Source organism: Salipiger mucosus DSM 16094, assembly GCF_000442255.1.
Taxonomy (GTDB): Bacteria; Pseudomonadota; Alphaproteobacteria; order Rhodobacterales; family Rhodobacteraceae; genus Salipiger; species Salipiger mucosus.
On the sequence record NZ_KE557273.1, the window covers coordinates 475,700 to 489,441 of the forward strand.

Here is a 13,742-nt window from a genome sequence, read left to right on the forward strand (position 1 = left end):
AAGACGCGCCGACGTCACGGCAAAGCCGCGCCGACGCGACGTTCTTTTGCGGGATCAGGCCGCGAGGCTGCGCGCCACCCCCGAAAGCATGTCCAGGCACTGGCCCAGCTGCTCGCGTGCGATGTACTCGTCGGGCTTGTGCGCCTGCGTGATCGAGCCGGGGCCGCAGACCACGACCGACATGCCCATCTCCTGGAAGAGGCCCGCTTCGGTCCCGAAGGGCACCACCTCGCAGGAGTTGGCTCCGGTCAGCTGCGCCACAAGGTCGCGCGCGGCGTTGTCCTCCATCGGCTCCAGCCCGACGACCTCGCCGATGACCTCGGTGGTGATGTCGGCCTGGGGGGAGACGGCGCGCATCGCGGGCAGAAGCTCGTTCTCGACATAATGCGAGATGGCCTCCTTCACGAACTCGGCGTCGCCGGGCTGCACGGGGCGCATCTCCCAGTCGACCTCGGCCTTGCCGGGGATGACGTTGTGCGCAACGCCTCCCGCCAGCCGCCCGATGTTGAGCGAGGTCCAGGGCGGATCGAAGCGCGACTGCCGCGGGGCGCGCACCTTGAGCGCCTCGGACAGTTCGAGTAGCCGCGAGACGTAGCGCACCGCGTAGACCACCGCGTTGACGCCCCGGTCCGGGGCCGAGCCGTGGCCCTCGAGTCCGTGGAACCGCGCGGTGTATTCGCAGCAGCCCTTGTGCCCCTCGACGATGTGCATGAGCGTGGGCTCCCCCACGATGGCGATGCGCGGGCGGTAGTCGCGCGCCTTCAGCTCCTGCACCAGCGACTGCGCGCCGAGGCAGCCGACCTCCTCGTCATGGGTGAAGCACAGGTGCACCGGCCGCTTGAGCGGGGTCTGAGACAGCGGGTCGGCCATCGCGAGCGCGGCCGCGATGAAGCCCTTCATGTCGCAGGTGCCCCGCCCGTAGAGCAGCTCGCCCTTCTCGACCAGTTCGAAGGGGTCGGTGGTCCAGTCCTGGTCGGTCACCGGCACCACGTCGGAATGCCCCGACAGCACCACGCCGCCGGGGACGTCCGGGCCGATGGTGGCGAACATGTTGGCCTTGGTGCCCGTCTCGTCGTGGAACAGTTCCACCTTGGCCCCGAGCGATTCCATCCGGTTCGCCATCCAGGCCATCATGTCGAAATTGCTGTCGCTCGACACGGTGGGGAAGGAGATGAGATCGGAGAGGATCGCTTCGGTTTCGGGCACGAGGCTCATGGTTTGACATACATCCGGCGTGGACGGTCGCAGAAGCACTCTGCGGGGCCGTTTTCGGTGATCAGGATCGATTCGGTGATTTCCAGACCCCAGTCTGACATCCAAAGGCCGGGCATAAAATGGAATGTCATGCCCGGCTCGAGAACCGTCTCGTCCTCGGCCCGCAGCGAGATGGTCCGTTCGCCCCAGTCCGGCGGGTAGCTCAGCCCGATCGGATAGCCGCAGCGCGCGCCGCGTTCGATCCCCGCGCGCTCCAGCGGGGCCGCCAGCGCGTTGGCGATGTCGCAGGCGCGGTTGCCGGCGCGCGCGGCCTCGAGGCCGGCCTCGAGCCCCTCGCAGAGCGCGGCCTCGGCGTTGACGAAGATCTCGGGCGGCTCGCCCAGGAAGATCGTCCGGCAGAAGGGCGCATGGTATCGCCGGTAGCAGCCCGAGATCTCGAAGAAGGTCGCTTCGCCGCGTTTGAACGGCTCGCCGTCCCAGGTCAGGTGCGGCGCCGCCGCGTCCGAGCCGGAGGGCAGCAGCGGCACGATGGCGGCATAGTCGCCCCAGGCGCCGTCCGCGCCCATGATCGCGTCGCGCTGGATCTCGGCCACGACCTCGTTCTTGGGCACGCCGGGCTCGACCCGCTCGAGCAGGCCGTCGACGATCTTTTCCGAGATCTTCGCCGCCTTGCGCATGAAGGCGATTTCCTCGTTCGACTTCACCGCGCGTTCCCAGTTCACCAGAGCGGTGCAGTCGACGATGGTGGAGTCGGGCAGGGTTTCGGCCAGCGAGTGACAAGCCTTGGCCGAGAAGTAGTAGTTGTCCATTTCCACGCCGATCCGGGCGCGGTCGAGTCCCATGCCGATCAGGCGCTGCGCGAGATCGTGCATCGGGTGGCGGATGGTGGATTGCACGTAGTTGTCGGCATAGCCGATCACCCGGTCGTCGCCCATCCAGACGGTGCGCACCGCGCCGTTGCTGTCCTGGTTGCGACCCCACCAGATCGGGTCGGCGTCGTGGAAGACCAGCACGCCCTGGTGCACGTAGAACGACCAGCCGTCGTAGCCGGTGAGCCAGGCCATGTTGGAAGGGTCCGAAAGCAGCAGGACCTCGATACCGGCCCGTTCCATCGCTTTTCGCGCGCGGGCCAGTCGGCGTTCGTATTCCCCTTCCGAGAAGGGCAGGTCTTTCTGGAATCTGTGTTGGCGCATGGGGGTAACGTAATCCTTCATACCGACCAAGACAGCCCATCGCGTGCCGGGCTGGCTGCCCAAAAACGACATCTGCGCGTCGACTTTTGGAATTTGCGCCGAAAACCCCGTCATCTGCTTAACAACTGTGCGCTCGAGGCCCTCCAAATGGTCTCAAATCGACCGATTCTGGCGTTCGGATGGCGGATTGACGTTGCGGCATGTCGGTTTTCGACCAGGCCCGATCCGGGAAAACCGCCTTTTCAGCGGGGAATCATTGGCGGAATTTTCCGCAGAACGTCGGTTTTGTTGTCGAAGCGCCCGTGATCCCCCGAAAGCCGGTCGTTTCGACGCAAGCCTGTTGCAACGAAGCGACCGACGCGGTTTAGTCTTGTCACAACACAGCGGAGCAAATCCGCGGTTCATATAACGGGGAGCCGGACTTGCCAGATACCGGGACCAGCGACGCTTTCGTCGCCTTCGAACGCGTGCAAAAGAGCTACGACGGGGAAACGCTCGTCGTTAAGGACCTCAACCTGAACATGCCGAAGGGCGAGTTCCTGACCATGCTCGGGCCCTCGGGCTCGGGCAAGACAACCTGCCTCATGATGCTCGCGGGCTTCGAGACCGCGACCCACGGCGAGATCAAGCTCGACGGCGTGTCGATCAACAACATCCCGCCGCACAAGCGCGGGATCGGCATGGTCTTCCAGAACTACGCGCTCTTTCCGCACATGACCGTGGCCGAGAACCTCAGCTTCCCGCTCGAGGTGCGCAAGATCGGCAAGTCCGAGCGCGAGAAGAAGGTGCAGCGCGCGCTCGACATGGTCGAGATGGGCGCCTTCGGCGGCCGCCGGCCGGCGCAGCTCTCGGGCGGTCAGCAGCAGCGGATCGCACTGGCCCGCGCGCTGGTCTTCGAGCCCGAGCTGGTGCTCATGGACGAACCGCTCGGCGCGCTCGACAAGCAGCTGCGCGAGAAGATGCAGTTCGAGATCACCGACCTGGCGCACCGTCTCGGCATCACCGTGGTCTACGTGACGCACGACCAGACCGAGGCGCTGACCATGTCCGACCGCGTGGCGGTCTTCGACGACGGCCGCATTCAGCAGCTCGCGCCGCCGGACCAGCTCTACGAGGCGCCGGAGAACAGTTTCGTCGCGCAGTTCATCGGCGAGAACAACACGCTCGAGGGCGTCGTCCAGGAGGTCAAGGGCGAGACCTGCACCGTCAAGCTCGACCACGGCGAGATCATCGAGGCCAAGCCGGTGAACGTCAGCAAGGCGGGCGAACGCACCCGCGTCTCGATCCGTCCCGAGCGCGTAGAGATCGACAAGAGCCGCCTGGGCGAGAACGCCCACACGCTCAAGGCGACGGTTCGCGAGTTCATCTACATGGGCGACATCTTCCGCACGCGGCTCTCGGTCGCGGGGAACGACGAGTTCGTGATCAAGACCCGAAACGCGCCCGACCAGGTGCGGCTCCGGCCGGGGCAGGAGGTCGAGATCGGCTGGATGCCCGAGGATTGCCGCGCGCTTGACGCTACGTAAGTCACCACCACGACCTGCGCGGGGCCGTTCGCGGCCCGACGCGCGGGGCCGTAACAGGGGCAGGGTGTCCTACCCGTAACCCGGTCCCATTCGCTAAACGGGTAGCAAGGGAGAACCACATGAACCTCACCAAGACGCTTCTGGCCTCGACGGCGCTGACTGTCGCCGCTGGCGCGGTGGCCGCGCAGGAGATGACCGACAGCATGACGCTGGTGTCCTGGGGCGGCGCCTACCAGGAAAGCCAGCAGAAGGCATACGTCGAGCCCTATCTCGAAGATAATCCCGACGTCTCCGTGTCCTGGGACGAATCCTCGGCCGAAGCCGTGGCGCGCCTGCGTGCCATGAACGAGGCCGGCAACATCACCTGGGATCTCGTGGACGTGGTGGCGGCCGACGCCATGCGCCTCTGCGACGAAGGCCTGGCGATGGAATACGATCCCGAGGACCTGCTGGCAGAGGCGCCCGACGGCACCTCGGCCGAGGACGACTTCGGCGACATGATCGTCTCCGACTGCTTCATCCCGCAGATCGTCTACTCGACCGCCTTCGGCTACCGCACCGACATGGTGCCGGAAGGTGCCGACGCGCCCGACGAGATCTGCGACGTCTGGGACCTCGAGACCTACCCGGGCAAGCGCTCGCTCGAGAAGCGCCCGATCAACAACATGGAGTGGGCGCTGTACTGTGACGGCGTCGCCAAGGACGAGATCTACGACGTGCTGGCCACCGAAGAGGGCCAGGACCAGGCGCTCGCCAAGCTCGACGAGATCAAGGACGACGTCATCTGGTGGTCCGCCGGCGCCGACACGCCGCAGCTGCTGGCCGACGGCGAGATCTTCATGGGCTCGACCTACAACGGCCGTCTCTTCTCGGTGATCGAGGAGCAGGACCAGCCCGTGGGCATGATGTGGGACATGCAGGTCTTCGACCTGGATGGCTGGATCATCCCCGAGGGCCTCGAGGAGCCGGCGCTGAACCGCGTCAAGGACTTCCTGATGTTCGCCACCGACACCCAGCGTCTTGCTGACCAGGCGGCCTACATCTCCTACGGCCCGGCGCGTCAATCCTCCGCTCCGCTGGTCGGCCAGCACGCGACGCTCGGCATCGACATGGCGCCGCACATGCCGACCGACCCGGAGAACGCAGAGAACACGCTGCTCTACAACTACGAGTTCTGGGCCGACTACCGCGACGACATCGACGCGAAGTTCCAGGCATGGCTCGCGCAATAAGCGCATGACGCCTTCCGGAGGGGGCCGCGAGGCCCCCTCCACCCCATTCGTTTGTCGCTTTGCGGCCAAGAAACAGAATCGACGGGGACGCGATGACTGACGCAACGGGTGCCGACAAGTTCACCGGACCGACACCGGACAACGCCCTCCGACAGGCCGACGCCGAAAGCGGGCCGGTCCTCGCGGCCGACGGGACGCCGCTGAAGAAGAGCCTCGGCCGTGCGCTGAGGATGCAGAAGATCCGGGCGCTCGCGCTGATCGCGCCGCTGCTGATCTTCGTGCTGGTCTCCTTCATCGCGCCCATCGCGGACATGCTGTTCCGATCCGTCGAGAACCAGATCGTCTCCGAGACCCTGCCGCGCACCACCGAGGCGCTGGGCAGCTGGGACGGCGAGGGGATGCCCTCCGAGGACGTCTTCGAGGCCGCCTACTACGACATCTTCATCGCCGCCGAGAACCGCATCCACACGCGGCTCGGCTCGCGCCTGAACTACGAGCTGACCGGCGCCTCCTCGCTCTTCCGCCGTTCGGGCCGCGGGCTCGACGACATCGGCGAGGTCTACCAGGACCAGTTCGAGGACCTCGACGAGAACTGGGACGAGGCCCGTCCCTGGGCCGAGATCATGGGCTCCGAGGACTGGATCGCCGCGCAGGAGGAATGGGACGCCGCCGACGAAGAGGGCGGCATGCCCCGGTTCCAGCTGCGCGAGGGCGCGGCCACGGCCTTTCCCAACGCCGCGCAGGCCTACCTGACCTTCGCGCGCTTCACCCAGACCGAGGACGAGGACAGCCCGCTCGAGGAAGAGCCCTGGTCGATGGTGCACACCGCGCTCTACCAGGACCTCGCGGCCGAGGACTATGCCTCCTACGACGGCCCCCGCGCCGGGATGGTGCAGGCCGCCGACGAGCTCGTCGCCAGCCCCGATTTCCAGACCGTGACCTTCGCCGACGGCTTCGCCGAGATCGACGAGGACTGGGCCACGCCCGAGATCTGGCAGACCATCAAGCTCTACAGCCCCAACTACACGTCGGGCTACTTCCTCAACGCGGTGGACATGCAGCTCACCCCCGATGGCGCCGAGGCGCGCGACGCGGACGAGCAGATCTACCTGTTCCTCTTCAAGCGCACGCTCTTCATGAGCCTCGTCATCACCTTCTCCTGCATCGCGCTGGGCTACCCGGTGGCCTTCCTGCTGTCCAACCTGCCGATGCGCACGGCGAACGTGCTGATGATCCTCGTGCTGCTGCCCTTCTGGACCTCGCTGCTGGTGCGGACCTCGGCCTGGAAGGTCATGCTGCAGCAGCAGGGCGTCATCAACGACGTGCTGGTCTGGCTGGGCCTCGTGGCCGACGACAGCCGCCTCGTCATGATCAACAACCAGTTCGGCACGATCGTGGCGATGACCCACATCCTGCTGCCCTTCATGATCCTGCCGATGTACTCGGTGATGTCGACGATCCCGCCCAGCTACCTGCGCGCGGCCAAGAGCCTCGGCGCGACCAACTGGACGGCCTTCTGGCGGGTCTACTTCCCGCAGTCGATCCCGGGCATCGGGGCCGGCTCGATCCTCGTCTTCATCCTGTCGATCGGCTACTACATCACGCCCGAGATCGTCGGCGGCACGACGGGTACCTTCATCTCGAACCGCATCGCCTACCACATCTCGACATCGCTCAACTGGGGCCTCGCGGCCGCTCTGGGCTCGATCCTGCTGGTCGTGGTGCTGCTGCTCTACTGGGCCTATGACCGGATCGTGGGCATCGACAACGTGAAGCTGGGATAACGGCCATGAGCGAACTGATCCTCACCCCCATCGCCAAGAAACCGGCCTCCTTCACGCTGCCGGTGCTGGCCGGCGCGGGCGCCTTCGCGGGCATCTTCGTGGGCGCCGCCAACGGCTCGGTGCTCATCGGCATCCTGGCCGGCGCCATCATCATGGCCGCCATCGGCTACCTCTGCGTCGAGCTGCTGCCGGAGGCGCGCGAGAAGCCCCTGCGCTGGGGGCTGATCGTGCTCTTCGCGCTGGCGGGCCTGCTGCTGGGCGGCGTGCCGGGCCTCGTGGTCGGCGGTCTCTTCGGCTGGTTCTTCGGCTGGTTCACCTACTGGGTCGGCTACGGTCGCTACCGCGAGAAGCTGGTGCCCTACCTGACCGGCGGGCAGGTGCTCTGGCACTATTCCTTCCGGGTGATCTGCGGGGCGATCTTCGTCTTCCTGATCACGCCGATCCTCGTGGTGATGCCGCTCTCGTTCAACGCCGAGGACTTCTTCACCTTCACCCCCGAGATGCTGCGTTTCGACCCCGAGGGCTATTCGCTCAAGCACTACCGTGACTTCCTGACCAACAGCGAATGGACCAGCGCGGTCTGGAACTCGGTCAAGATCGCGCCGATGGCGACGCTGATCTCGGTCGGGCTTGGCACGCTGGCGGCCATCGGCCTCAGCCAGCCGCACGTTCCGGGCAAGCGCGCGATCATGGCGATCCTGATCTCGCCGATGATCGTGCCGCTCATCATCTCGGCCACGGGCATGTATTTCTTCTACTCGAAGATCAATATCGTCGGCACCTACTGGGGCATCGTGCTGGCGCACGCGGTGCTGGGCATTCCCTTCGTGATCATCACCGTGACCGCGACGCTGGTGGGCTTCGACCGCTCGCTGACGCGGGCCGCGGCGAACATGGGCGCGGACCCGGTGACCACCTTCTTCCGGGTGCAGATGCCGCTGATCCTGCCCGGCGTGATCTCGGGCGGCCTCTTCGCCTTCATCACGTCCTTCGACGAGGTGGTCGTGGTGCTCTTCATCGGCTCGGCCGAGCTGCAGACGCTGCCCTGGCAGATGTTCACCGGCCTGCGCGAGCAGATCTCGCCGACGATCCTCGCGGCGGCGACGATCCTGGTGTCGATCTCGATCCTGCTGCTGGCGACGGTCGAACTGCTGCGGCGCCGCTCGGAACGCCTGCGCGGCATGAGCCCCGGCTGAGCCCGGCCCACGCCGACCCTTTCGAAGGCCCGCGGAAAAACCGACGGGCCTTCATCTTTTGGCAACCCATGTCGCCGCATTGTCCGGGCAGATGGCTCCAGCAGACAGGCGACCGGCATGTCCCAACACGATCCCGAACTGATCACGCAGACCCGGGGCGAGGTGCCCTTCGACGCGCGCGACCTGTTCTATTCCCGCACCGACGAACGCGGCGTGATCATCGAGGGGAACGCCGTCTTCCGGCGGATTTCCGGCTTCAACTGGTCGGAACTCAAGGGGGCCCCGCACAAGCTGGTGCGCCATCCGGACATGCCCAAGGGGGTCTTTCACCTCTACTGGGAGCGGCTGAAAAGCGGCAAGCAGGTCGCGGCCTACGTGAAGAACCGGTCAAAGGACGGGCGATTCTACTGGGTGCTGGCCGTCGCCTGGCCGCTTCGGGGCGGCTATATCTCCGTCCGGGTCAAGCCGCACTCGGACCTCTTCACGCGGGTGCAGGCGATCTACGCCGAGCTGCTCGGCGCCGAGCGCGAGGGCAGTGTCACCCCCGCGCAAAGCGCGCAGCGCCTCGAGGAGATCCTGGTCGCGGAGGGGTTCGAGCACTATCCCGGCTTCATGACCCGCGCGCTCGCGACCGAGCTTCAGGAACGCGCGCGCCGCTGCAGCCTGACCCTCGACCAGCGCCAGCAACGCTTCCTGACCCTGGCCGAGACGATCGGCCAGGTCCGGCAGGACACCGACGACATGACCGAGATCATCAAGGCGATCCGCACGGTGCCGATGAACATGCGGATCCTCGCCTCCCGGCTCGAAAACGCGGGCGGGCCGATCAGCGCCATCTCGGTCAACTACGGCTCCATGCTCGACGAGATGGCCAGCTGGGTCCGCGGCTTCATGCAGGGCGAGGACAGCACCTACGTCCGCATGCGCGAGGCGATCCGCCGGGGCCAGTTCCTCGTCTGCGCGGCGGCGCTGCAGACCGAGATGTCGATGCTCTTCGAAGAGGACATGAAGGGCGCCCCCGACAAGACCGCCCTGCTGGAGGATCGCGACACCCTCGTGGCCGAGGCCGCCAATTACAACGCGTTGGCCACCGAGGCGCTCAAGGTCGTCGAGACCGAGGGCACCCGCCTGGGCCGCAGCGTGCTCGACATGAAGCGCTACGTCACCGGCCTCAGCTCGACGCGCATGATGTGCAAGATCGAAAGCGCGGCCCTGAACGGGTCGGGGGATTCGCTCTCGGGCATCGTCGACCAGCTCGACGCCGGGCAGGACGAGATCGAGGCGCGGCTCGCCCGCATCGTCGAGCTCAACACCGTGATCCAGAGCAACACCGCGATGCTGCGCGCCATGGCGTGACCGGGCAGCGAAAGGGGCGCACGGCCATCGGCCGGCGCCCCTCAAATTTCTTCCAAGACTTTGCACCACACCCCCGCCGCCGGGGGCGCCCTGTCTCAGCGACGCACCAGCGTCTCGTAGCCTTCCGCGATCTCGCGCGTCAGCGCGCCGACCTCGAAGTTGTAGTCGCCGATCTGCCCGACCGGGGTCACCTCTGCCGCGGTGCCGGTCAGCCAGCACTGCTCGAAGCCTTCCAGTTCCTCGGGCATGATGTGGCGCTCGTGCACCTTGACCTGCCGCTCCTCCAGCATGCCCACCACGGTCTGGCGGGTCAGGCCGTTCAGGAAGCAGTCGGGCTTGGGCGTGTGCACCTCGCCGTCCTTCACGAAGAAGATGTTCGCCCCCGTCGCCTCGGCCACGTAGCCGCGGTAGTCGAACATCAGCGCGTCGCCGCAGCCCTTCGCCTCGGCCGCGTGCTTGGCCATGGTGCAGATCATGTAGAGACCCGCCGCCTTGGCATGGCTCGGCGCCGTCTCGGGCGAGGGGCGCTTCCACTTCGCGATGTCGAGCTTCGCGCCCTTCATCTTGGCATCGCCGTAGTAGCTGCCCCATTCCCAGGCCGCGATCGCCAGCCGCACCGGGTTGCGCTGCGAGGCGACGCCCATGTCCGGTCCCGCGCCGCGCCAGGCCACCGCGCGGACGTAGGCGTCGGTGAACCCGTTCGCCTCGAGCACCGCCGCCTTGGCCGCCTCGATCTCGTCCACCGAGTAGGGGATCTCGAAATCCAGCTGGCCTGCGGAATAATGCAGCCGTTCCGAGTGCTTCCGCGACAGGAAGATCTGGCCGTTGTAGGCCCGCTCGCCCTCGAAGACCGAGCTGGCGTAGTGCAGGGCGTGGGTCAGAATATGTACGTTCGCGCTGCGCCAATCCACGAACTGGCCATCCAGCCAGATCTTGCCATCACGATCGTCGTAAGCCCCTTCCATCTCGTCTCTCCTAACAGGCGCTTGCCGCGTTTACGTTTGTTGCGCCCAATACGTCCGCATCGGACATATAATTGCGCAAAATGTGCGACTCGCTAGCAGTTGGTGCTTGGAATGTCAATAAGGCTGACTTAAAGTGCGGAAAAACGCGGCATTTTGTGGATCGGGAGAGATCATGGCGGATGCATCGGGTGCACAGGTCCAGGGCGGCGAATCGCTGCTCTATCTCACGGACGAACAGCTGCGGCAGGGCATCGAGGCGATGTTCTTTGCCTACCGGGCCTTTACCGCCGATCCCGACCGCATCCTCGAGGAGATGTGCTACGGCCGGGCGCACCATCGGGCGATCCACTTCATCAACTGCGCGCCCGGTACCACGGTCAACAATCTGCTGTCGATCCTCGGCGTGACCAAGCAGTCGCTCAACCGCGTGCTGCGCACGCTGGTGGCCGACGGCCTCGTCGAAAGCCGCATCGGCCGCACCGACAAGCGCGAACGCCACCTCTACCTGACCGAGTCGGGCCGCGACCTCGAACAGCGCCTCTCGGACGCGCAGCGCGCCCGCATGCGCGCTGCCTACCGCCAGGCCGGCCCCGAGGCCGTCGCCGGCTTCCGCCGCGTGCTCGAGGCGATGATGGAGCCCGAGATGCACCGCCAGTTCACCCGCCTGCGGGAGAGCCGCGGATGAGCGACTGCGACGCTCACCTGCTCATCGTCGACGACGACGAACGCATCCGGGGCCTGCTGCAGAAGTTCCTGATGCGTCACGGTTATCTCGTGAGCGCGGCGCGCGACGCGGCCCATGCGCGGCGCCTGCTGGCGGGGCTCGACTTCGACCTCATCGTGCTCGACGTGATGATGCCGGGCGAGGACGGGATCAGCCTCACCCGCTTCATCCGCTCCCGCTCGGTGACGCCGGTCCTGCTGCTCACCGCGCGGGGCGAGACCGAGGACCGCATCAAGGGGCTCGAGGCCGGCGCCGACGACTACCTCGCCAAGCCCTTCGAGCCCAAGGAACTGCTGCTGCGCATCAACGCCATCCTGCGCCGCATGCCCGAGGTCGCCGGAGACGAAGCCCAGCCCAAGCTGCTGGGCCTCGGCCCGATCCGCTACGACATCGAACGCGGCGAGATGTGGCGCGGCGACGAGATGGTGCGCCTCACGGCCACCGAAAGCCAGCTCATGCGCATCTTCTCGGGCCGCCCGGGCGAGCCGCTCAGCCGCTCGCGGCTGGTCGAGGAACTGGGCCGCGACAAGGGGCAGGCGCAGGAACGCGCGGTCGACGTGCAGATCACCCGCCTGCGCCGCAAGATCGAGAGCGACCCGAAGCAGCCGCGCTACCTGCAAACGGTGCGCGGCTCGGGCTACATGCTGGCCCCCGACTAGCCGCCGACCGGCCCCTGACCGGCCCCGCCACACGACCGTGACGCGGTCGGGGTTGTCCGCCGCCGCCATTCGCGTTCTTGTCCCTCAACGCCCCTCCGGAACGCCCCGCGCGGCTCCGACTATCCCAAGGGAGGTCCGCACATGACCACCGCCCTCGTCACCCATGCCGACTGCCTCGACCACGTCACGCCCATGGGCCACCCCGAGCGCAGCGCACGGCTCGAGCACCTGCTGCACGCGCTGGCGGGGCTCGACCTCGTGCGCATGAGCGCGCCCGAGGCCGAGGACACCGACCTGCGCCGCGCCCATCCGCAGCGCTACATCGACCGCGTCGACAAGGCCGTGCCGGCGCGCGGGCAGCGCCAGCTCGATAGCGACACCTGGCTCTCGCCCGGCTCCATGCGGGCCGCGCGGCGCGGGGTCGGGGGCGCCATCCGCGCGGTCGACGCGGTGCTGACCGGCGAGGTGAAGAACGCCTTCTGCGCGACGCGCCCCCCCGGCCACCACGCCGAGCGCGAGACGCCCATGGGCTTCTGCCTCTTCGGCAACGCGGCCATCGCGGCGCTTCACGCGCTCGACCACCACGGGCTGCAGCGGGTCGCTGTGGTCGACTTCGACGTGCACCACGGCAACGGCACGCAGGACCTGCTCTGGGACGAATCGCGCGTGCTCTTCGTCTCGTCGCAGCAGATGCCGCTCTGGCCCGGCTCGGGCGCCGCCACCGAGCGCGGCGCGCACGACACCATCCTGAACCTGCCGCTGCCGCCGGAAAGCGGCGGCGCCGAGATGCGCGCGGCCTACGAGCGCCTCGTCTTTCCCCGGCTCGAGGCCTTCGCGCCCGACCTGCTGATCCTCTCGGCGGGCTTCGACGCCTACCAGGACGACCCGTTGGCGCAACTGGCCTGGAGCACCGACGACTACCGCTGGCTCACCCGCGAACTCTGCGCGCGGGCGGCACGCCTCTGCGGCGGGCGGGTGGTCTCTCTGCTGGAGGGCGGTTATGATCTGGGCGCGCTGGCCGAGAGCGGGCGCGCGCATGTGGACGAACTGATCGAGGCAGGACTATGAGCGACACGCCGGAGACACCGGTCGAGGAAATGAGCTTCGAGCAGGCCATGGGCGAGCTCGAGCAGGTGGTGAACCAGCTCGAACGCGGCGAGGTGCCGCTCGAGCAGTCCATCGCGCTCTACGAACGCGGCGCCAAGCTGCGCGCGCACTGCGAGACCAAGCTCAAGGAAGCCGAGGAGAAGGTCGCCGCGATCACCCTCGACGCCGAGGGCAATCCCACGGGAACGAAGCCGGTCGAGGGGCTCTGAGTCCCATGTTCCAAGCCGCGTTGACCGAGGCGGGCAGGGCCCTCCAGGCGCACCTGCGCGCCGAGCTGTCCGCATGGCCGGACCTTCCGGTGCTGCACGCCATGCGCTACGCGCTCGAGGGCGGCAAGGGCCTGCGCGGCTTCCTCGTGCTCGAGGGCGCGCGCCTGCACGAGGTCCCGCTCGAGGCGGCGATCCGCCCGGCCTGCGCGATCGAGGCGATCCACGCCTACAGCCTCGTGCACGACGACCTGCCCTGCATGGACGACGACGACCTGCGCCGGGGCCGCCCCACGGTGCATCGCGCCTTCGACGAGGCGACGGCGGTGCTCGCGGGCGACGCGCTGCAGACGCTGGGCTTCGAGCTGGTCAGCGATCCCGCCGGCCACCCCGACGCCTCGGTGCGCGCCGAGCTGGCCCTCAGCCTCGCGCGGGCGGCGGGCGCGCGCGGCATGGTCATGGGGCAGGCGCTCGACATGGCGGCCGAGCGTGCCGCCGACCCGCTGACGCTCGACGAGATCACCGCGCTGCAGGCGGGCAAGACCGGCGCGCTCATCGCCTGGTCGGCCGAGGCGGGCG

13 protein-coding genes are annotated in these 13,742 nt (G+C 67.4%); 10 read left to right on the plus strand and 3 right to left on the minus strand.

From position 1 onward, the window contains the following. Positions 1-54: 54 nt before the first annotated feature. Together argE and SALMUC_RS02395 are read right to left on the minus strand one after the other, a co-directional pair. Positions 55-1,215, minus strand: coding sequence for an acetylornithine deacetylase (gene argE, locus SALMUC_RS02390; RefSeq protein ID WP_020038831.1), 1,161 nt, complete (start codon positions 1,213-1,215; stop codon positions 55-57). Then, positions 1,212-2,408 (minus strand): M24 family metallopeptidase, encoded by a 1,197-nt coding sequence (locus SALMUC_RS02395; RefSeq protein ID WP_020038832.1) that lies wholly within the window; start codon positions 2,406-2,408, stop codon positions 1,212-1,214. The genes argE and SALMUC_RS02395 overlap by 4 nt, the downstream gene beginning before the upstream one ends. A gap of 422 nt (positions 2,409-2,830) precedes the next feature. On the opposite strand from SALMUC_RS02395, the gene SALMUC_RS02400 reads away from it, so the two are divergent. The 5 genes from SALMUC_RS02400 to SALMUC_RS02420 all read left to right on the plus strand — a co-directional run bounded on the left by SALMUC_RS02400 (position 2,831) and on the right by SALMUC_RS02420 (position 9,502). Further along, positions 2,831-3,934: an ABC transporter ATP-binding protein gene (locus SALMUC_RS02400; protein ID WP_020038833.1), complete on the plus strand. Its 1,104-nt coding sequence runs from the start codon at positions 2,831-2,833 to the stop codon at positions 3,932-3,934. Between the two features lie 119 nt (positions 3,935-4,053). Then, positions 4,054-5,166 (plus strand): extracellular solute-binding protein, encoded by a 1,113-nt coding sequence (locus SALMUC_RS02405; protein WP_020038834.1) that lies wholly within the window; start codon positions 4,054-4,056, stop codon positions 5,164-5,166. 92 nt (positions 5,167-5,258) lie between these two features. Next, entirely contained in the window at positions 5,259-6,950 is a 1,692-nt protein-coding gene (locus SALMUC_RS02410; protein WP_020038835.1) for an ABC transporter permease, read from the plus strand. A gap of 5 nt (positions 6,951-6,955) precedes the next feature. Further along, on the plus strand, positions 6,956-8,146 hold the full coding sequence (locus SALMUC_RS02415; protein WP_020038836.1) for an ABC transporter permease: 1,191 nt from the start codon (positions 6,956-6,958) through the stop codon (positions 8,144-8,146). A gap of 117 nt (positions 8,147-8,263) precedes the next feature. Then, entirely contained in the window at positions 8,264-9,502 is a 1,239-nt protein-coding gene (locus SALMUC_RS02420; protein WP_020038837.1) for a PAS domain-containing protein, read from the plus strand. A 95-nt stretch (positions 9,503-9,597) separates the two neighbouring features. Here the strand turns inward: SALMUC_RS02420 and SALMUC_RS02425 are convergent, their stop codons facing one another. Beyond that, on the minus strand, positions 9,598-10,467 hold the full coding sequence (locus SALMUC_RS02425; protein ID WP_020038838.1) for a branched-chain amino acid aminotransferase: 870 nt from the start codon (positions 10,465-10,467) through the stop codon (positions 9,598-9,600). Between the two features lie 172 nt (positions 10,468-10,639). Here SALMUC_RS02425 and SALMUC_RS02430 point away from each other — a divergent pair, with 172 nt between their 5' ends. The 5 genes from SALMUC_RS02430 to SALMUC_RS02450 form a co-directional block, all read left to right on the plus strand. Beyond that, on the plus strand, positions 10,640-11,152 hold the full coding sequence (locus SALMUC_RS02430; protein ID WP_020038839.1) for a MarR family winged helix-turn-helix transcriptional regulator: 513 nt from the start codon (positions 10,640-10,642) through the stop codon (positions 11,150-11,152). Then, positions 11,149-11,850: a response regulator gene (locus SALMUC_RS02435; protein ID WP_020038840.1), complete on the plus strand. Its 702-nt coding sequence runs from the start codon at positions 11,149-11,151 to the stop codon at positions 11,848-11,850. The genes SALMUC_RS02430 and SALMUC_RS02435 overlap by 4 nt, the downstream gene beginning before the upstream one ends. Positions 11,851-11,991: 141 nt before the next feature. After that, positions 11,992-12,918 carry a histone deacetylase family protein gene (locus SALMUC_RS02440; RefSeq protein WP_020038841.1) on the plus strand — a complete coding sequence of 309 codons (927 nt, stop codon included), beginning with the start codon at positions 11,992-11,994 and terminating at the stop codon, positions 12,916-12,918. Further along, positions 12,915-13,166, plus strand: a complete 252-nt coding sequence (locus SALMUC_RS02445; RefSeq protein ID WP_020038842.1) for an exodeoxyribonuclease VII small subunit — start codon at positions 12,915-12,917, stop codon at positions 13,164-13,166. Before SALMUC_RS02440 ends, SALMUC_RS02445 begins: the two co-directional genes overlap by 4 nt. Positions 13,167-13,171: 5 nt before the next feature. After that, on the plus strand, positions 13,172-13,742 hold a 571-nt coding region (locus SALMUC_RS02450), incomplete at its 3' end, for a polyprenyl synthetase family protein (RefSeq protein ID WP_037370972.1).

Excerpts from the sequence above, each read along its gene's own strand:
- SALMUC_RS02430 (WP_020038839.1), top strand. The coding sequence starts at position 10,640 with ATGGCGGATGCATCGGGTGCACAGGTCCAGGGCGGCGAATCGCTGCTC.
- SALMUC_RS02425 (WP_020038838.1), bottom strand. The coding sequence starts at position 10,467 with ATGGAAGGGGCTTACGACGATCGTGATGGCAAGATCTGGCTGGATGGC.
- SALMUC_RS02435 (WP_020038840.1), top strand. The coding sequence starts at position 11,149 with ATGAGCGACTGCGACGCTCACCTGCTCATCGTCGACGACGACGAACGC.
- SALMUC_RS02445 (WP_020038842.1), top strand. The coding sequence starts at position 12,915 with ATGAGCGACACGCCGGAGACACCGGTCGAGGAAATGAGCTTCGAGCAG.
- SALMUC_RS02395 (WP_020038832.1), bottom strand. The coding sequence starts at position 2,408 with ATGCGCCAACACAGATTCCAGAAAGACCTGCCCTTCTCGGAAGGGGAA.
- argE (WP_020038831.1), bottom strand. The coding sequence starts at position 1,215 with ATGAGCCTCGTGCCCGAAACCGAAGCGATCCTCTCCGATCTCATCTCC.
- SALMUC_RS02410 (WP_020038835.1), top strand. The coding sequence starts at position 5,259 with ATGACTGACGCAACGGGTGCCGACAAGTTCACCGGACCGACACCGGAC.
- SALMUC_RS02440 (WP_020038841.1), top strand. The coding sequence starts at position 11,992 with ATGACCACCGCCCTCGTCACCCATGCCGACTGCCTCGACCACGTCACG.
- SALMUC_RS02420 (WP_020038837.1), top strand. The coding sequence starts at position 8,264 with ATGTCCCAACACGATCCCGAACTGATCACGCAGACCCGGGGCGAGGTG.
- SALMUC_RS02405 (WP_020038834.1), top strand. The coding sequence starts at position 4,054 with ATGAACCTCACCAAGACGCTTCTGGCCTCGACGGCGCTGACTGTCGCC.
- SALMUC_RS02415 (WP_020038836.1), top strand. The coding sequence starts at position 6,956 with ATGAGCGAACTGATCCTCACCCCCATCGCCAAGAAACCGGCCTCCTTC.